The sequence below is a fragment of the Ralstonia sp. 110700041-2 genome, assembly GCF_056280165.1.
Map to the genome: position 1 here is coordinate 104,349 of NZ_JBSFAI010000005.1, position 18,193 is coordinate 122,541.

Sequence of the window (18,193 nt, forward strand, 5' to 3'; positions counted from 1 at the left end):
TGGCCGGGCTTTTTGTTTGTGCGTGCGGGTCAGTCTTCAGAGCCGCCCGTGGGCTGCTCATCCGAATCCGCCCGCAGGGAACGAAGGAATTCGGCAGCCGTCTCGGCCTCGCGCGTACGCTTGAAGGGTGGCAGGCTTTGCCAGATCTGGCGACCGTAGTTTTTCTCAACCAGCCGCGGGTCGCAGATCATCAGCACGCCGCGATCGGTCTCCGAGCGAATCAACCGCCCCGCCCCCTGCTTGAGCGTGATGACCGCGTGCGGCAACTGGTGGACGGCAAACGGGCTCAGCCCCTTTTTCTCCAGCGCCTCCATGCGGGCACTCAGCACCGGATCATCGGGCGGGGCAAACGGCAATTTGTCGATCACGACCAGCGAGAGCGCCTCGCCGCGTACGTCCACACCCTCCCAGAAACTCTGGCTACCGACCAGCACGGCGTTGCCGAGCGTGCGGAAACGGTCCAGCAGTTCCGTCCGGCTGGCCTGACCTTGCACGAGCAGCGGGAAATCCCAACCGCGTTGCGCGAATTCATCCGTCAATCGTTCGGCCGCACGGTTGACGGCGCGCAGCGTCGTGCATAGCAAGAACGTCTTGCCACCCGCTGCTTCAATGAGCGGCAAGGTAGCGTCGAGCACCGCATCGGTAAAGCGCGGATCGCTCGGCTGCGGCAGATCGCGCGGCACATAGAGCAAGCCTTGCGATGCATAGTCGAACGGGCTGTCGAGCGTCATTGATCGATCACGATCCAGGCCCAACTGCGCGGCATAGTGCGTGAAGTTCCCGCGCACCGACAGCGTAGCCGAGGTGAAGACCCACGCGCGCGGCTGGCCGGCACGCTGGCGGGAAAAAATCGGCGCGATCGACAATGGCGTCAGATGCAATTGCACGGAGTTGGCGAATACCTCGACCCAGCGCACACGTTCGTCGACAGCCGCCGCGCTTCCGCCCTCCTTGCCCTCGTCGTCACCTTCCTTCTTTGGCGCCTTTGGAGGCTTGGGATCGACCCACGCCTCAAGCTTCTCGCACAGCGCCACGGCGCGGCGATGGCATTGCTCGATGGTCTCCGCGCGTTCCGCCTGGGCCTCCAGCGCGCCGGTAAAGTCGGAGAGCGCCTGCTCCAGCTTCGGCAGTACCTCGTAGAACGGCTTGGCGAGGGCTGCATCATTGTCGATCTGCTTGATCGACAGGCGGGAGCCATCCTGGCGGAAGACCAGGCGCAGATCACGCGCGGCACGCTCCAGCGGCGCGGCAATCGCGACCCAATCCACCGCATCGCGTGCGTGCGAAAGGCCTTCGGCCACGCTGTCGCGTGCGAGTTCGAGAATCTGGTTCGTGGAGATGGTCTCGCCAAAGAACAACGTGGCGGTTTCTGGCAGCTGGTGCGCTTCGTCGAAGATGATCGTGTTGGCGGCGGGCAGCAACTCCGCCATGCCGGTGTCCTTCAACATCACGTCTGCAAAGAACAGGTGATGGTTCACCACCACCACGTCGGCCTGCTGCGCCTCCTTGCGGGCGCGCATGACGAAGCAGTCTTTGTAATACGCGCAGTCCGAACCCAGGCAATTGTCGCGCGTGGAGGTGACGAGATTCCACACCGGTGCGTTCTCGGGCACGCTGGCAAGTTCGGCTTTGTCGCCCGTTTTCGTCGTCTTCAGGAACAGGTTGATCTGGCGCAGCCACGCGGCGTCCTGGCGCGAAAAGAGACGTCCGTTCTGCGACGCGCGCTCCACGTGGTAATGGCAGACATAGTTGGCGCGCCCCTTGAGCAACGCCACCGACACCGGTGCATTGAGCGCCTTGCGCACCGTCGGGATGTCGCGCAGGAAAAGCTGGTCCTGCAGGTTCTTCGTCCCGGTGGAGACGATCACCTTGCCGCCCCAAAGCATCGCGGGAACAAGGTAGGCGTACGTTTTGCCCGTGCCGGTCCCGGCCTCGACGATGATCGAATCGGCGGCTTCGATGGCGTTGGCCACGGCCTGCGCCATCGTCAGCTGCGCACTGCGGGGCCGGTACCCCTCGATACCCTTGGCGAGCGTACCGTCGTCGGCGAACAGCGTCGACAGTTCGGCATGATGGGCATCGGCGGGTACAGAGGCAGCGGGAGCCGAAGCGTCGCCGGCATCGGCGTCGGAGTCAGCCGACGGCTCGGCCAGCGGGGAAAGCGAAGTCAACGCGGAATCCGTGGGGTCAAATGACGGAGGCCGCACGTGATTGCGGCCTCTCGGGATGAAAATCGAACCAAGTTCGGGCGGGCGCTAGGCCGGCACGTCCGGCTCAAGCTGCAACTGTAGCAGGGTGATGGTGTCCTTGAGTTTCAGGCGGCGCTTCTTGAGACGGCGCAACTGCAACTCGTCGTGATTGGCAGTCGTCGCCAGCCGGTCGATCAGGAAATCCAGATCGCGGTGCTCGATCTGCAATTCAATGATGCGACGCGAGATCGTATTCAGATCGCTGTCCATCGCTCTCCTCCGGAAACCCGGCCTTGGCTGAAGTTTAGAACCCCAGCGGACTGGTGTTGTTCTGGTTTTGCTGGTTTCGGCGCTTGGCTTGTTCGCGGCGCTCTTCCAATTCCTTCTGGCGCTTGGCGGCGTCTTGCTGCTTTTCCTGGAATTGCTTGGCGCTTTCCGCACGCTTGGCGGCATTGGCTGCGCCCTGCTCCTGCGCGGCTTTCAGCTTAGCGTCGTAATCGGTCTGCTTTTTGGCAGCGGCCTGCGCGTTGGCAGCGCGCTGCGGCGCTGCGGCCTGGCGCTGCGCCTCATTCAGCCGCTGCTGCTCCTGCTTGCTCGCAAAATCGGTGCGATTCTTCTGCTCGGCAGCTTCGCGCTGGGGCCGTTCGGCGTTGTACTGGGCCTCGCGGATGGCACGCTCCTGGTCGCGACGGGCAGCGCGGTCGGCGCGCTCGGCTTCGTCTAATGCCAACTCGCGTTCGCGGATGGAGTGGAGTTCCGTGCGACGCACATCCTTGGCCTTGTCGATGCAGCGCGTGACGAGGAATTTGTCGTAGCAGGCCCGCTCGGCCTGGGCGTACCGGTATTCGGCCCAGGATTTGGCGCTGGCGATGCGATCGTGCTCGGCGCCGAAATCGGGCTGCGTGGCGGGCACCGCCGCAGTCGGCGCAGAGGCGGGCTGAGACTGACTCCATGCGGGCGCGGCAAGCAGCGCGACACTGAGCACGGACGCCGGCAGAACCAGCTGGGAAGCGCGGCGCGCAGCAGCGCGGCGACGGGCAGAAAACAGGAGCGTAGGCATGACGCGCATTTTATCACCGCGCCTGTGCGGCAAACGCCGCGCGGCCACGGATTTCAGCTCAGGAACAGGGTTCGCGTTGTGGCAAAATGCGCGGCTTTCCATCGCACTCTCTGGAAGCAATGACTGATTCCGTGTTGCAGAAGATCGTCTCCCGCATCGCCATTGAACTGGCGGTCCGGCCCCAGCAGGTTGCCGCCGCCGTGCAACTGCTGGACGAAGGCGCCACAGTGCCCTTCATCGCACGTTACCGCAAGGAAGTGACGGACAACCTGGACGACACGCAACTGCGCAACCTGGAAGAGCGCCTGCTGTACCTGCGCGAACTGGAAGACCGCCGCGCGGCCATCCTGGCTTCCATTGAAGAGCAAGGCAAGCTGACCGATGCCCTGCGCACCGCCATCGAGGCGGCCGAGACCAAGCAGGTGCTGGAAGATCTCTACCTGCCCTACAAGCCCAAGCGCCGCACACGCGCTCAGATCGCCCGCGAATGCGGCCTGGAGCCGCTGGCCCAGGCGCTGCTGGCCGACCCCACGCTCGATCCTCAAACCGAAGCCGCCAAGTTCGTCAACGGCAATCCGACCGCCGATGGTGGCGTGCCGGACGTGAAGGCCGCACTGGACGGCGCACGCGACATCCTCTCCGAGCAATTTGGCGAGACAGCCGAGCTGCTTGGCAAGGTGCGCGACCATCTTTGGAATCAAGGCCAGGTTTCGTCGACCGTGGTGGAAGGCAAGGAAACCGCCGAAGAAGAAAAATTCCGCGATTACTACGCGTATAGCGAGCCGATCCGCAACGTGCCGTCGCACCGCGCGCTGGCCCTGTTCCGCGGCCGCAATGCGGGCGTGCTGTTCGTCAAACTCGGACTCGGCGAAGAACAGGACGCGCTGAACCCGCACCCGTGCGAAATCATGATCGCGCGCCATGTCGGCATCGAAAACAGGGGCCGCGCAGCTGACAAGTGGCTGTCGGACGTGTGCCGCTGGTGCTGGCGCGTGAAGGTTCAGCCGCATATCGAAACCGAACTGCTCACGCAACTCCGGGAATCGGCCGAAGCCGAGGCCATCAAGATCTTCGGCCGCAATCTGCACGATCTGCTGCTGGCCGCGCCGGCCGGCCCGAAAGCGGTGATGGGCGTCGACCCGGGCATCCGCACGGGCTGCAAGATCGCGGTGGTTGACCACACTGGCAAGCTGCTCGAAACCGCTACGATCTATCCGCACGAGCCGCGCCGCGACTGGAACGGTTCGCTCGCGACGATGGCCCGCCTGGCCAAGCAGCACGGCGTGGCCCTGGTTTCCATCGGCAACGGCACAGCAAGCCGCGAGACCGACAAGTTGGTGCAGGACCTGATGCGTAACGCACCGGAGCTGAAGCTGACCAAGATCGTGGTGAGCGAGGCCGGCGCGTCTGTGTATTCGGCGTCGGAGCTGGCGGCCAAGGAGTTCCCCGAACTGGACGTGTCGCTACGTGGCGCGGTGTCGATCGCGCGCCGCCTGCAAGACCCGCTGGCCGAACTCGTGAAGATCGACCCGAAGTCGATCGGCGTCGGCCAGTATCAGCACGACGTGAACCAGCGCGAGCTGGCACGCGCGCTGGACGCCATCGTCGAGGATTGCGTGAACGCGGTCGGCGTGGATGTGAACACAGCCTCTGCCCCGCTGCTGGCGCGTGTATCGGGCCTGAACTCCATCCTCGCCAAGAACATCGTCGAGTATCGCGATGCCAACGGCGCGTTCGCCAACCGCGACGCGCTCAAGAAAGTCCCGCGCCTGGGCGACAAGACGTTCGAGCAGGCCGCAGGCTTCCTGCGCATCAACGACGGCGACAATCCGCTGGATCGTTCCTCGGTGCACCCGGAAGCGTATCCGGTGGTCAAGCGCATCCTCGACAGCATCAAGAAGGGCATCGGCGACGTGCTCGGCAACCGCGAGGCACTGCGTGGCCTGACCGCCCGTGACTTCACCGACGAGAAATTCGGCCTGCCGACCGTGGTCGACATCCTGTCTGAACTGGAAAAACCCGGCCGCGACCCGCGCCCCGAGTTCAAGACGGCGACGTTCCAGGACGGCGTGGAAGACATCAAGGACCTGCAGCCCGGCATGGTGCTCGAAGGCGTGGTGACGAACGTGGCGGCGTTTGGCGCCTTCATCGACATCGGCGTGCATCAGGACGGCCTGGTACACGTGTCGGCGCTGTCGACCAAGTTCGTGCGCGACCCGCACGAGGTGGTCAAGCCTGGCCAGATCGTCAAGGTCAAGGTGATGGAGGTGGACGTGAAGCGCAACCGCATCGGCCTGACGATGCGCCTCTCGGATGAGCCCGGTCAGACGGCCGCGCGCACGGGCGGCAGCGATCGCCCGAGCAGCGGCGGCGGTCGCCACGGCGGTCAGCAACGTCGTGCGCCGGAACCGTCCGGCGCCATGGCAGAAGCGTTCGCCAAGCTCAAGCGCTAACGCGCATTCTATTGAGCGGAACCCGCCCGGTTTTCGGACTCGGCGGGTTTTTTCATGGCCGCGTGCGGGCCGTTACAAGTCCTTACGCGCATGGATCTTTGCTAACACTCATGCGTCGTCGGCCAGTCTTTTCGGCCCGTTAAGGTGACACAGGCGCACCGCCTGGGACCCACGAGGAGAAACGCCATGAAGACGAGCCACACCCTGATTGCCGCCCTGCTTGCTGTTGCCGGTACCGCCGCTTTCGCGCAGACCACGCCCGTCCAGCAAGTTCAGCAAGACAATCAGCAGATTCGCCAGGACAACCGTGACATCCGCCACGACAACCGCGATGTCCGCCGTGATCGCGCGGACATCGGCGCCGACAAGGCCGCATTGAACGCCGACCGCGCCGCCCGCAACGCCGATCAACGCCGCGAAGACCGCGACCTGGCCAAGGGCAACGTCGGGGGTGCCGAATACTGGAACAAGAAGCGCGCCGAAGAGCAGCATGAAGTCAACGCCGAGCGCCGCGACCTGCACCGCGATCGCAAAGACCTGCGACACGACGTCAAGGACCGCAACCACGACGTCCACGCCCGCAACGACGAAGTCCGCGAGCGCAATCACGCCGCTGCGAAGATGTAATTGCGGCCCCGCCCCAACAAACAAAACGGCCCGTGCGTCTCTCTCGCACGGGCCGTTTTGTTATGCAGCGGAAGGTTGATCAGATTTCGACCTTGGTACCCAGTTCCACCACGCGGTTGGCGGGGATGTGGAAGAAGTCCGACGGCTTGGCGCCGTTTTGATGCATCCATGCAAACAGCCGCTCACGCCACATCGACATACCCGGCAGCTTGGACGGCACCACCGACTCACGCGCGATGAAGAACGATGTATCCATCAATTCACAGCGCGTGCCGATCTGCGGCTGCCCCAGTTCGAGCACGCGGTACACATCCGGCGTTTCCTTGAAGCCATAATCCGCCTTGACGATGTAGATGCCGCTGCCGAGATCGCGCACGGACACGCGGTGCTTGTCGTCCACGTAGGGAATATCGCGTGTGACGAAGCTGATGAAGATCACGCGCTCGTGGAGCACGCGGTTGTGCTTGAGGTTATGCAGCAACGACACCGGCACGAATTCGGTATTGCCTGTGAGGAAAACGGCCGTGCCCTCGACCCGATGCGGCGGATGGGCCAGCAACCCAGCCAGGAACGGCTCGAGTGGGATGCCATCCTCCAGGCTGCGCGCACGCAGAAGCTTCTTGCCCTTGTACCAGGTCATCAGGAGGAAGAACACACCGGCGCCCAGCGTCAACGGGAACCAACCGCCATCGCGGATCTTCAAGAGGTTCGCGGCGAAGAACGCCAAGTCCACCACCAGGAAACAGACACTCACGAGCGTCACCAGCGCCGGATGCCAACGCCAGACCGAGCGCATCACCACCGCAGCCAGCACCGTGGTAATGACCATCGTGGTCGTCACGGCGATGCCGTAGGCGGCAGCCAGGTTGTCGGACTTCTTGAACGCCAGCACCACGCCCACCACCAGGATCAGCAGCATCCAGTTGACCATCGGCACGTAGATTTGGCCGATCTCGGCTTCCGACGTGTAGCGAATGCGCATGCGCGGCACAAAGCCAAGCTGAATCGCCTGACTCGTCAGCGAGAACGCTCCCGAAATCACGGCCTGCGAGGCAATGACGGTAGCCGCCGCCGCAAGCATCACCATCGGGAGTTGCAGCGCTTCCGGCACGGAACGGTAAAACGGGTTTTCGATGGTGCTTGGGTCGGTCAGCAGCATGGCGCCTTGGCCGAAGTAGTTCACCAACAAGCTCGGCGCTACGATGAAGAACCACGCCCAGCGGATGGGCCGGGCGCCGAAGTGGCCCATGTCAGCGTACAGCGCTTCAGCGCCGGTCAGCACCAGAAACACCGAACCCAGCACGATGAACGCCTGCAGCGCATGGTCGTGCAGGAACGAAATCGCATACATCGGGTTGACGGCCACCAGAATCTGCGGCGCCTTCACCAGATTCATCATGCCCAGCGCGGCTAGCGCGGCAAACCACAGCAGCATCACCGGACCGAACAGCTTGCCGACCACCGACGTGCCGCTCCGTTGGATGAGGAACAGGACTGCCAGAATCACGATCGTGATCGGCAGCACAAACGGCGACAGCGCGGGCGCGGCGATCTCCAGGCCCTCCATGGCCGACAGGACGGAGATGGCCGGCGTGATCACGGCGTCGCCGTAGAACATGCACGCGCCGAAGACGCCCAGCATCATCAGCAGCGACATGCGCCGGGAATCGGTATTGGCCGTACGCAGCGACAGCGCCATCAGCGCGAGAATGCCGCCCTCGCCGTTGTTGTCGGCGCGCATGACGAACAGCACATACTTGAGCGACACCACGATCACCATCGCCCAAAACAGCATGGAGATGATGCCGAGCACCGCACCGCTGGAGAAGGGAATGCCGTGATCAGGGCTGAAGCATTCCTTGAGCGAATACAGCGGGCTGGTGCCGATGTCTCCGAACACCACACCCACGGCGCCGATCACCATGGCGCGCAGGTTCACGTTGGTCTGGGGCGACCCGGTTGCTGTGAGAGCTTGACTCATTAACTTGGAAATCGGCCGAACTTCTGGCCGCTCAAAAAATCGTGCATTGCACAATGAGGGCGGATTGTACTCCCCGCCTTCGTCACGCCAACCCCTCGAACGGGCATTCGTTGCCGCAGTGCATCACGATGCTCTGCCCTACAGGGAAAACGTTCCCCAGCGCCGAAATAAAATTGCCCAGGCATATAAAACCCGAATGGAGCACATTGTGCAACGCCAATCCGGCTCCCTAGCGTGCGGGCAACACATTGTGCGTGCGGCACTGCACATAGCCGAAAGTAGGACTGCAGCCGACAGAACTTTGTAGGAAAATGCCTGACAAACCTTTATTGCAAACTACGTTGAGCGACTTGCAACCAGCCGCCCGACGCATCCAAAACGGGGACGGCCTTGCCCCACTCATCCATCCGCATCCTGGGGCGTTCCAAGCCTTCGCTGACCGCACTGATCGTGCTGCTGGTTGTGGCCGCCCTATTGTTTACGATCCCGCGCATGATCCTGCCATGGGCGCAATCGGCCTTCATGCAGCGGCTCGACCCGTCTGTTTGGGCCGATTACGCCGGCCCGTACGATCTGGCAGCCGCCGTGGTGGCCGCCAGCGCGCTCATCATCTTCTTGCTGCGCCGCTAGGCGCGACCAGCCAGCATCAACGCGCCAGTGCGCGCGCGCATTCCGCCACCAGACCTGGGCCGCGATAGATCAATCCCGTATACAGCTGCACCAGCTGCGCGCCAGCGTCGATCTTCTCGCGCGCGTGCTCGCCCGCGAGAATGCCGCCCACGCCAATGATGGGCACAGCATCGCCCAGCAAACCATGCAAGGCGCGAATCACCCGCGTCGAGCCCTCGCGCACCGGCTGGCCCGACAATCCGCCCGCCTCTTCCGCGTGCGCCAGACCGGCGACGGCCTCACGGCTGATCGTCGTGTTGGTCGCAATCACGCCGTCCATCTTATGGCGCAGGAGCGCGTCGGCAACGTTGGCAATCTGGTCATCGTCCAGGTCTGGCGCGATCTTCAGTGCCACCGGTACGTAGCGCTTGTGCTGATCTGCCAGGCGCTGCTGTGCCCCGCGTAGCGTCCCGAGCAGACTGTCCAGTTCGCTCGCGCCTTGCAGTTGACGCAGGTTCTTCGTGTTCGGCGACGAAATGTTGACCGTCACATAGCTTGCATGCGGATACACACGCTCCAGGCAATGCAGGTAATCGTCGACGGCGCGCTCGATCGGGGTGTCGGCGTTCTTGCCGATGTTCAGGCCGAGCACGCCGCCGGCCTCACGCCACTTCGATGCCTTCACGTTATTGATGAACGCATCGACACCGCCGTTGTTGAATCCCATACGGTTGATGAGCGCATTGGCAGCCGGCAGCCGGAACATGCGCGGGCGCGGGTTGCCCGGCTGCGCACGCGGCGTGACCGTGCCAACTTCAATAAAGCCGAAGCCGAGCGCGCCGAGCGCATCGATATACGCGCCATCCTTGTCCAGGCCGGCAGCCAGCCCCACCGGGTTGGGAAACTTTACGCCCATCACCGTGCGCGGCCGCGGGGCTACGCGGCCACCGATGCAGCCCGAAAGGCCCATCGCGTGCGCCCGCTTGAGCTGATTCAGCGTGAAGTGATGTGCGTCTTCTGGGTCCATCGAAAACAGCAGCGGGCGGGCAAGCGGGTACAGGGCGTTGAGCACGGTCGGAATCAAGAGAAGAACGCGAAAGGCGGCATTGTAAACGGCCGGCACGCCGCAATGCATCGTGCGCACCGCTTTCGAACATGACTGCGCACGATGTGTCTAAGAACCCGTCGGCGCGTGGCATCGCGGGCCCTCTCCACGGGTAACATGCACCATCAATATGCATGCCGCGCGAAATAAGTGTTGCGTTGCCGCACAGGTTTCCCTATACTCTTTTATTCGACGGACGCGGGGTGGAGCAGTCTGGCAGCTCGTCGGGCTCATAACCCGAAGGTCGCAGGTTCAAATCCTGCCCCCGCAACCAGCCAGAAAGTCGAATGCGTTTCTACGGACGCGGGGTGGAGCAGTCTGGCAGCTCGTCGGGCTCATAACCCGAAGGTCGCAGGTTCAAATCCTGCCCCCGCAACCAGCCAAAGTAGAACGGCTCGCTCCAAGACCTGAGCCGAATCATCAAGCCCGCACACAGCGGGCTTTTTGTTTTCCGACGCCTCTGTGTGCACCGTTTCGCGTGCAACTCCGTGGATACTCCCGCCCCAACTGCGTCACGCGGGGCCACATCGCCGCGGTGATACACTGAGGCATTCCACCCGCGACGATTCCCCATGAAATTCTGTTCCAACTGCGGCCAGTCAGTCGTCTCGCGCATTCCCGCCGGTGACAACCGACTGCGCGACGTTTGCGACCATTGCAATACGATTCACTATGTGAATCCGCGCAACGTGGTTGGCACCGTGCCGGTTTGGAATGATCAGATCCTCCTGTGCAAGCGCGCCATTGAACCGCGCTACGGCTTCTGGACGCTGCCCGCAGGCTTCATGGAAATCGGGGAAACCACCGCGCAGGCCGCCAACCGCGAAACGCAGGAAGAAGCCGGCGCCAACGTCGAAATCGGCGAGCTGTATTCGGTGCTCAACGTGCCGCACGTGCACCAGGTGCACCTGTTCTATCTGGCCAAGCTGAACGATCTGGATTTCGCCCCGGGCGAAGAAAGCCTGGAAGTCGCACTCTTCCATGAAGCCGACATCCCTTGGGATGACTTGGCCTTCCCGACTGTCATCCACACGCTGCGTTGCTTCTTTGCAGACCGCGCAGCCGGCAGGCTAGCTGACGGCAGCTTCCGCCTCCACACGCTCGACATCTACAAGCCGATGCGCTCGGCTGCAATCGACACGCCGGCCACGACGCCGTAACACACAACCAACGTTGTCCGCATCATGATTGCCTGGCTGGATCCGCACGATCCCTTCCCGCCGGTCGATCGCGCGCTCGGGCCGGAGTCCGAAGCGCCCGGCCTGCTGGCCGCCAGCGCTGAGCTATCGCCGCAACGGCTGCTGATTGCGTATCGACAAGGCATTTTTCCGTGGTATGCCCAGGGCCAGCCGGTGTTGTGGTGGAGCACCGATCCACGCATGGTGCTCCGCCCCGAAGACTTTCGCGTATCAACCACGTTTCGCAAGACGCTGCGCCGCGTGCTTGACGACCCGGCCTGGGAAATCCGCATCGACCACGCCTTCCGCGAAACGATGGTCGCGTGCGCCACCACAGCGCGCCCTGGACAGCACGGCACGTGGATCACCGAAGACGTCATCCAGGCGTACACAGCCCTGCACCGCCGCGGCTACGCGCACAGCGTGGAGACGTGGCACGCCGGGCAACGTGTGGGTGGCCTGTACGGCGTGGCGCTTGGCCGCATGTTCTACGGTGAATCGATGTTTGCGCATCGCACCGATGCCTCGAAAATCGCGCTGGCAGCGCTCTGCGCCTTCCTCGGCGGTCAGGGCGTCGCGATGATAGACTGCCAGCAGGAAACCGAGCATCTGGCGTCGCTGGGCGGTGCCCCGGTGCCGCGCGCGGCGTTTCTCGCACATGTGCGCGAAGCGGCCAGCGCGCCGGCCATTGTGCCGTGGCACTTCGACAAATCGGTGCTCCGCCGGTGGACCGTACGCAATGAGCAAGCTTAAGGAACTCCCCCTCTCGGCATTGCAGTTCTATGCCACCGCGCCTTACGCATGCAGCTACCTCGATGGCCGCCTGGCGCGCTCGCAGGTCGCCACCCCGGCGCACCTGATCAACGCAGACGTCTATTCCAAGCTCGTGCGCGCTGGCTTCCGGCGCAGCGGGATCTTCACCTATCGCCCTCACTGCGACGATTGCCATGCGTGCACGCCATGTCGCGTCGTCGTTGATCAATATTCACCATCGCGGGCGCAACGCCGCGCCGCCGAGCGGCATCAAGGGCTTGAGGCGCTGGTTGCACCGCTCACCTATGTCGAAGAGCACTATCAGCTCTATCTGCTGTACCAGTCTGTCCGCCATGCGGGCGGCGGCATGGACCACGACAGCCGCGATCAGTACGAGCAGTTCCTGCTACAGAGCCGCGTGAATTCGCGTTTGGTGGAGTTTCGTGAGCCGCCCGAATCGCCATCGGCGGGCAAGCTGCGCATGGTGAGCATGATCGACGTGCTGGAAGATGGGCTGTCGTCCGTCTACACGTTCTACGACCCGATCGAGCAGAAGGCGAGTTATGGGACGTACAACGTCCTGTGGCAGATCGCTCAGGCGCAGGCGCTGGACCTGCCCTATGTCTATCTAGGCTACTGGATCGAACAGAGCCGAAAGATGGCTTATAAGGCGCTGTTCCAGCCACTGGAACTACTTGTCAATGGCGAGTGGCGGCGGTTTGAAGACGTGGTGCCGCGGACCACGGAAGAATGATCAGCGCGACGTGCGCTCGATCCCGACGTCGACTACACCGTACGTACTGATGCTGGAACTTTGGTTGTATTGATCGCGGGAAGTCGTACAACCTGCCAACGCACCGCCCACGCAAGCCAAGCCTGTCGCCCACAGTGTGGCGCGCTTCCACCAAGTCATTTTGCTCATGAGGTCGATTCCTTTCAGGGCGCGGTCGAAAGCCGCTCGGCGAGCGCCGTGTTGTTTGCGCGGACCATACCCGGAATCAGGAACATGTCCACCAGCACCCACAGCCCGCCGATGACGGCCAGCACCCAGCCCGCGGTGTTACCCATGTCACGAAACGCCAGCCATGTGCCGCCGATGTTGGCAATGGCCTGCGCGATACCGCTGCCTGGCCGCTTCAGGTAGAAGCGATGCGCCCCCAGGAAGCCCAGCAGAAACCACCAGAGGTAGGCAACGCCCGGACTCTTCTTCTGGGCGTCGTACAGCATGATTTCGCGGGCGGTCTGATTCATGGCATTGGCTGACACGGGAATAAGCTGTCAGACACTAGCACGCATCCTGCGTTCCATGTCGCCCCGCGATTACATGCTGGCGAGCTTCGCCTCAGCCTTGTCCGTCCACAAACGCATTTCGGCCAGCAACGACGACGGCGAGAACGAACAGCTTTCTTCGCCAAACGACACCGCCATATCCAGCCGCTGCAGCAAGGAGCGCCGCACCTGGTCATACGCCGGCGGCAAGATTGCCAACGGCGCGAGCACTGCGTCGTCGCGCCACTGCTTGAGCAAGTGCGGCAGGTCGGGCGACTTTGCGTGACGGTCGAGCGCGTCGCGCAGCGTTTGGAGGGATTCAGCGCTGGTCATGCTCGGGCCTTCTTCTCACGATACAGCTCGCGGAACGTCTTGCCTGCTGGGGCCGGCATGTCACGTGTGTCGGTCCAGCCTTTTCCGACGGGCAGCGAGTGGATCAGCTTCTTGTCACCGCCCATCCAACGCAGCACGCGCGCTGCAACCCAGGTACCGGCCGAGTACAACGCCGGTCGCCGTGCCATGAAGCCCCACACGCGCAAGCCAAAGCGCTCCGCTTGCGGGCGCAATTCGCGCTCCATTTGCTTCTCGCGCAGCGTACGCAACAGATCCGACAACGGGATGGACGCAGGACACACGCGATTGCATTCACCGCACAGCGTGGCCGCTTGCGGAAGGTCCAGTGCGTTCGACAGCCCCACGTAGCTCGGCGTCAGCACGCTGCCCATCGGGCCCGGATACACCCAGCCGTACGCATGGCCGCCGATCTTCTGATAGACCGGGCAGTGGTTCATGCACGCGCCGCACCGGATACAGCGCAGCATCTCCTGGAATTCGCCGCCGATCAGGCCACTGCGGCCGCCGTCGACGATGACGAAGTACATATGCTCTGGGCCATCCTTCTCGCCGGGCGCGCGCGGGCCCGTCAGCAGCGAGAAATAGTTCGAGATCGCTTGTCCGGTCGCCGAACGCGGCAACAAGCGCATGACGGTCGCCAGATCCTCGAGCGTCGGCAGCACCTTCTCGATGCCCGTCACGGCAACGTGCACGCGCGGCATGATCGTGCACATGCCTTCGTTGCCCTCATTGGTGACGATCGCCACGGAACCCGTCTCGGCAATGATGAAGTTGCCGCCCGTCACGCCCATGTCAGCGGACAGAAACTCGGGCCGCAGCACTTCGCGCGCCTCACGCGTCATCTCGGGAATGTCGGTCAGACGCGGCTTCTTGTGCGTCTTGGCGAAGAGATCAGCAATCTCCTCCTTATCCTTGTGCACTACCGGCGCAATAATGTGCGACGGCGGCTCGCTATCGTTGATCTGCAGGATGTACTCACCCAGATCGGTCTCGATGCTCTGCACGCCCATCTCGCCGAGCACCTGGTTCAGGCGCATCTCTTCGGTCACCATCGACTTGCTCTTGATGACCTTCTTGACCTCGTGCTGGCGGGCGATCTCTGCGACCAGGCGAGCGGCATCGGCCGTGGTTTCGGCAAACAGCACCTTGGCGCCACGGCGCGTCGCTTCCGCCTCGAAGGTGGCGAGCCAGACGTCGAGGTTTTCCAACGCGCGGTTGCGGCGCTCCTTCAGCGCTTCACGCGTAGCCGGAAAATCGATGTCCTGGATGGCTGCCGCGCGTGCGGTGACGAATTTGGTCGAGAGCTTGGTAAGGTTCTGCTGCAGGCGCTTGTCGGCGAGCTTCTGCCCGGCGCGTGCTTTGAATTCCATGCTGCGGACTTGCATGTGATGGCGTCTCCGTCGTGTTCTTGGCGTCGCGATTACGCGTCGCCCGCAAGGACTTGAGCGATGTGCAGCACGCGCGTGTGCGTGTCGCCCATACGGCGTAGCCGGCCTTCGATGTTGAGCATGCAGCCGACATCGCCGAGCACCACGGTATCGGCGCCACTGGCCTTGATGTTGGCGCATTTCTCATCTGCAATGGCGGTGGAGATATCGCCGTACTTGATCGAGAACGTACCGCCGAAACCGCAGCACGCTTCGCATGCGGGCATCTCGGTCAACTGCACGCCCGGCAGTTTGCCAAGCAGCTCGCGCGGCTGCGCTTTCACGCCCAACTCGCGCAGACCGGAGCACGAATCGTGGTACGTCACGTGACCGTGAAATTCGGAGTCGAGCGATTCGACGCGTGCCACGTTGACGAGAAAATCCGTCAATTCGTACACACGCGGCGCCAGGCGCTCATAGCGGCCCGCGAGTTCCGGATCGTCGCGAAAGAGATCGGCGTAGCCCTTGCGGATCATGCCGCCACAAGAACCGGACGGGACGACAACGTAGTCGAACTGCTCGAATTCCTTGAGCGTTTTCTCGGCCAGGTCGCGCGCCAAAGGGCGATCGCCGGAGTTGTAGGCGGGCTGCCCGCAGCAGGTCTGCGCGGGCGGCACCACGACGTCGTAACCGGCCTTTTCCAGCAGCTTGAGCACTGAAAACCCGATCTCGGGCCGCATCAGATCAATGAGGCAAGTGACGAACAAACCTACGCGCATGGGAGTCTCGTGTGTTCTGCTGGAAGCCGCCATTATGCGCCTGCTGCCTCGCCTGGCGCGGGTCTGCGGGCACAGAACTTCTTCATGTCGATGGTGAGAGCGCTTCACGAGGTGGCGCTAAGCACAGTTGCTGGCCGACCGAGAAAGCCTTCGAAAATACACGGAATCATGCGTCGGGATGGTGCGCATTTTCACATCGTGGGATAGAATTTTGCATCGCATCCGCAACCCACTGCACCCATGGCAGAAGCAGACAAGGACCCCGGCAAGACGTCTATCCAGGTCATCGAACGCATGATGATGCTGCTCGACGCGCTTGCCGATCACGCCGATCCGGTCAGCCTGAAGGCGCTGTCGGCCAGCACCGGCCTGCACCCGTCCACCGCGCATCGCATCCTGAACGACATGGTGGCTTGCCGCTTCGTCGATCGCTCCGACCCGGGCAGCTACCGTCTCGGCATGCGTTTGCTCGAACTCGGCAACCTGGTCAAGGCGCGCCTCTCGGTACGAGAAGCGGCGCTCGCGCCGATGCGCGCCCTGCACCGCCTGACGGGCCAGACCGTCAACCTCTCGGTGCGTCAGGGCGACGAGATCGTCTACATCGAGCGCGCCTATTCCGAGCGCTCTGGCATGCAAGTGGTGCGCGCCATCGGTGGCCGCGCACCGCTGCATCTGACTTCGGTTGGCAAGTTGTTCCTGGCTGCTGACGAACTCGGCCGTGTGCGCGCCTATGCGACACGCACGGGCTTGTCTGGCCACACCCGCACCTCCATCACGGATTTGCCCAAGCTTGAACGCGAACTCAACTGGGTGCGCACCAACGGCTACGCGCGTGACAACGAAGAACTGGAACTCGGCGTGCGCTGCATCGCTGCCGGCATCTATGATGATTCGCGCCGGCTGGTAGCAGGTCTGTCGCTGTCTGCACCGGCAGACCGGTTGCAGGACAGCTGGCTCGACAATCTCAAGGACACCGCGCTACAGATCTCCAAAGGCATGGGCTACACGTATGAAGAGGACGCCGTGCGCGCGGAGTGAGCCGCCGGTTTTGCTCAACAAAAAAGCGCGTCATCGAACGCGCTTTTTTGTTGGGTGATGCGGTGGCTCAGGCGCCGTGCTGCTCCGACGCCAGCACGGTGGCGGGCTGCGTCGACACCGGTACATTCCGCAGCGGCGCAGCCGCTTGCGTGGCCGGCTCGATGTGCGGATTGCGCTCCAGCCAATTGCGCACACGCGTGGCGTCCGCAAAGCGCGTGAGGTTGCCGGCCGAATCCAGGAACACCATCACGACATTGCGGCCATGCACGTTGGCCTGCATGACGAGGCAGCGGCCGGCTTCGTTGATGAAGCCGGTCTTCTGCAGGCCGATATCCCATTCGCCGCCGCGCACCAGACGGTTGGTGTTGACGTAGTGCAGCGTGCGGCCGTTGGCGCTGACCGTATGTTCGGGGGTGGTTGTGAATTGACGAATGAGCGGCACCTTGTAGGCAGCTATCACGATCTTGGCGAGATCCTGCGCGCTCGACACGTTGCTGCTAGACAGGCCGTTCGAATCTACATAGTGCGTATCGTTCATGCCGAGTTCATGCGCCTTGCGGTTCATGGCGGCAACAAATGCCGGACGACCGCCCGGATAGTTGCGGCCCAGCGCGGAGGCTGCACGGTTTTCCGACGACATCAGCGCCAGCAGCAGCAGGTCTTCGCGCGTGAGCATCGTGCCGAAGCGCAGGCGCGAGCCCGTGTTGCGCTCGTAGTCGCGATCCTCATCGGTAATTTCAAGCAGCTCGTCCATCGGCTGATGTGCATCGGTCACGACCAGTGCGGTCATCAGCTTGGTGATCGAGGCAATCGGCAGCACGGCCGACGAATTCTTCTGGAACAGCACTTCGCCGTTGTTCTGGTCCATCACCAGCGCAACGGAGGAACGCAGCGCCAACGCATCGGGCGTCGAACGCAGTCCCATCGCTTCACCAAGTGTCGGGGACGCCGGCACGAACGCCGCACGCACCGGACGTGCACCGCGCTCGACCATGATCACGCGACGCTTGCCTTTGACGGTGACGACCTTGCGGACTTTGGTGGAGGCGACTTCATCGCCGCTCGTAGCCGCGACTTTGGCGCTGGCCTTGCGATTGGCGACGGTCTTGCCTTTGGATTTGGCTTTCTTGCTAGCGGCGGGTTTTTTGTCGGTCGTGGCAGCGTTGGCCACGGTAGTGACAGAGACGGCAGCGAGCGCGACGGTCATCAGCGAAACGAAGCCGAGACGTCGAAAAAATGAGGAAACAGACCGTGACATGGTTCGATCACCCGCGCGTGAGATGGCGCAAGTGTAGGCAAAAACAAAATTCTTAGCAAGATGAAGGACTTAGCTCACGGCCTTAAAGTTTGACCTGTGGAGCCTTATCATTCGGTCATCATTTCGACGCAATTGTCTGCCGGAGCAGGAGCCTAATCACGAAGAAAGTTGCA

At 62.9% G+C, this 18,193-nt stretch carries 19 protein-coding genes and 2 tRNA genes; 10 read left to right on the top strand and 11 right to left on the bottom strand.

Features of this window, described 5'->3' with window-relative positions; translation table 11 throughout:
- Positions 1-29 precede the first annotated feature (29 nt).
- From ACUXH0_RS08870 to ACUXH0_RS08880, 3 genes are all read right to left on the bottom strand, one after another.
- Positions 30-2,171, bottom strand: a complete 2,142-nt coding sequence (locus ACUXH0_RS08870; protein WP_024541697.1) for a DNA repair helicase YoaA — start codon at positions 2,169-2,171, stop codon at positions 30-32.
- An 84-nt stretch (positions 2,172-2,255) separates the two neighbouring features.
- Entirely contained in the window at positions 2,256-2,459 is a 204-nt protein-coding gene (locus tag ACUXH0_RS08875; RefSeq protein WP_004627116.1) for a DUF465 domain-containing protein, read from the bottom strand.
- A 34-nt stretch (positions 2,460-2,493) separates the two neighbouring features.
- Positions 2,494-3,258 (bottom strand): hypothetical protein, encoded by a 765-nt coding sequence (locus ACUXH0_RS08880; RefSeq protein ID WP_012435888.1) that lies wholly within the window; start codon positions 3,256-3,258, stop codon positions 2,494-2,496.
- Between ACUXH0_RS08880 and ACUXH0_RS08885 the strand changes: the two genes are divergently transcribed.
- The 3 genes from ACUXH0_RS08885 (at position 3,248) to ACUXH0_RS08895 (ending at position 6,329) form a co-directional block, all read left to right on the top strand.
- On the top strand, positions 3,248-3,376 hold the full coding sequence (locus tag ACUXH0_RS08885; protein ID WP_259393685.1) for a hypothetical protein: 129 nt from the start codon (positions 3,248-3,250) through the stop codon (positions 3,374-3,376). The two genes, ACUXH0_RS08880 and ACUXH0_RS08885, sit on opposite strands and share 11 nt — an antisense overlap.
- A complete protein-coding gene (locus tag ACUXH0_RS08890; protein ID WP_012435889.1) occupies positions 3,369-5,702 on the top strand; it encodes a Tex family protein in 2,334 nt (777 codons plus the stop codon). Before ACUXH0_RS08885 ends, ACUXH0_RS08890 begins: the two co-directional genes overlap by 8 nt.
- A gap of 186 nt (positions 5,703-5,888) precedes the next feature.
- Positions 5,889-6,329, top strand: coding sequence for a hypothetical protein (locus ACUXH0_RS08895; protein ID WP_012435890.1), 441 nt, complete (start codon positions 5,889-5,891; stop codon positions 6,327-6,329).
- Between the two features lie 79 nt (positions 6,330-6,408).
- Here the strand turns inward: ACUXH0_RS08895 and ACUXH0_RS08900 are convergent, their stop codons facing one another.
- The gene (locus ACUXH0_RS08900; RefSeq protein WP_012435891.1) at positions 6,409-8,310 is read right to left on the bottom strand and encodes a potassium transporter Kup; all 1,902 of its coding nucleotides are present in this window, start codon (positions 8,308-8,310) and stop codon (positions 6,409-6,411) included.
- Between the two features lie 390 nt (positions 8,311-8,700).
- On the opposite strand from ACUXH0_RS08900, the gene ACUXH0_RS08905 reads away from it, so the two are divergent.
- Positions 8,701-8,940 carry a hypothetical protein gene (locus tag ACUXH0_RS08905; protein ID WP_004627127.1) on the top strand — a complete coding sequence of 80 codons (240 nt, stop codon included), beginning with the start codon at positions 8,701-8,703 and terminating at the stop codon, positions 8,938-8,940.
- A gap of 16 nt (positions 8,941-8,956) precedes the next feature.
- Here the strand turns inward: ACUXH0_RS08905 and ACUXH0_RS08910 are convergent, their stop codons facing one another.
- A complete protein-coding gene (locus tag ACUXH0_RS08910) occupies positions 8,957-9,991 on the bottom strand; it encodes a quinone-dependent dihydroorotate dehydrogenase (RefSeq protein WP_024541698.1) in 1,035 nt (344 codons plus the stop codon).
- Between the two features lie 230 nt (positions 9,992-10,221).
- Between ACUXH0_RS08910 and ACUXH0_RS08915 the strand changes: the two genes are divergently transcribed.
- From ACUXH0_RS08915 to ACUXH0_RS08935, 5 genes are all read left to right on the top strand, one after another.
- Positions 10,222-10,298: transfer RNA gene (locus ACUXH0_RS08915), tRNA-Met, on the top strand.
- Between the two features lie 28 nt (positions 10,299-10,326).
- A tRNA-Met gene (locus tag ACUXH0_RS08920) sits at positions 10,327-10,403 on the top strand.
- Between the two features lie 193 nt (positions 10,404-10,596).
- Complete coding sequence (locus ACUXH0_RS08925; protein ID WP_012435893.1) at positions 10,597-11,184, top strand: NUDIX hydrolase; 588 nt, start codon at positions 10,597-10,599, stop codon at positions 11,182-11,184.
- 24 nt (positions 11,185-11,208) lie between these two features.
- Complete coding sequence (gene aat / locus ACUXH0_RS08930; RefSeq protein ID WP_004627134.1) at positions 11,209-11,955, top strand: leucyl/phenylalanyl-tRNA--protein transferase; 747 nt, start codon at positions 11,209-11,211, stop codon at positions 11,953-11,955.
- Positions 11,942-12,709, top strand: a complete 768-nt coding sequence (locus tag ACUXH0_RS08935; protein WP_012435894.1) for an arginyltransferase — start codon at positions 11,942-11,944, stop codon at positions 12,707-12,709. Before aat ends, ACUXH0_RS08935 begins: the two co-directional genes overlap by 14 nt.
- On the opposite strand, the gene ACUXH0_RS08940 is transcribed toward ACUXH0_RS08935, so the two are convergent.
- From ACUXH0_RS08940 to ACUXH0_RS08960, 5 genes are all read right to left on the bottom strand, one after another.
- Positions 12,710-12,877, bottom strand: coding sequence for a hypothetical protein (locus ACUXH0_RS08940; RefSeq protein ID WP_170816385.1), 168 nt, complete (start codon positions 12,875-12,877; stop codon positions 12,710-12,712).
- Between the two features lie 14 nt (positions 12,878-12,891).
- Positions 12,892-13,206 carry a TM2 domain-containing protein gene (locus ACUXH0_RS08945; RefSeq protein WP_012435895.1) on the bottom strand — a complete coding sequence of 105 codons (315 nt, stop codon included), beginning with the start codon at positions 13,204-13,206 and terminating at the stop codon, positions 12,892-12,894.
- A gap of 69 nt (positions 13,207-13,275) precedes the next feature.
- Positions 13,276-13,557, bottom strand: coding sequence for a hypothetical protein (locus tag ACUXH0_RS08950; RefSeq protein WP_012435896.1), 282 nt, complete (start codon positions 13,555-13,557; stop codon positions 13,276-13,278).
- Entirely contained in the window at positions 13,554-14,963 is a 1,410-nt protein-coding gene (locus ACUXH0_RS08955) for a LutB/LldF family L-lactate oxidation iron-sulfur protein (protein WP_004627143.1), read from the bottom strand. The genes ACUXH0_RS08950 and ACUXH0_RS08955 overlap by 4 nt, the downstream gene beginning before the upstream one ends.
- Before the next feature lie 35 nt (positions 14,964-14,998).
- On the bottom strand, positions 14,999-15,724 hold the full coding sequence (locus tag ACUXH0_RS08960; RefSeq protein ID WP_012435897.1) for a (Fe-S)-binding protein: 726 nt from the start codon (positions 15,722-15,724) through the stop codon (positions 14,999-15,001).
- 240 nt (positions 15,725-15,964) lie between these two features.
- Between ACUXH0_RS08960 and ACUXH0_RS08965 the strand changes: the two genes are divergently transcribed.
- Entirely contained in the window at positions 15,965-16,762 is a 798-nt protein-coding gene (locus ACUXH0_RS08965; protein ID WP_004627146.1) for an IclR family transcriptional regulator, read from the top strand.
- A 67-nt stretch (positions 16,763-16,829) separates the two neighbouring features.
- Here the strand turns inward: ACUXH0_RS08965 and pbpG are convergent, their stop codons facing one another.
- The gene (pbpG, locus tag ACUXH0_RS08970) at positions 16,830-18,020 is read right to left on the bottom strand and encodes a D-alanyl-D-alanine endopeptidase (RefSeq protein WP_012435898.1); all 1,191 of its coding nucleotides are present in this window, start codon (positions 18,018-18,020) and stop codon (positions 16,830-16,832) included.
- Between the last annotated feature and the right edge of the window lie 173 nt (positions 18,021-18,193).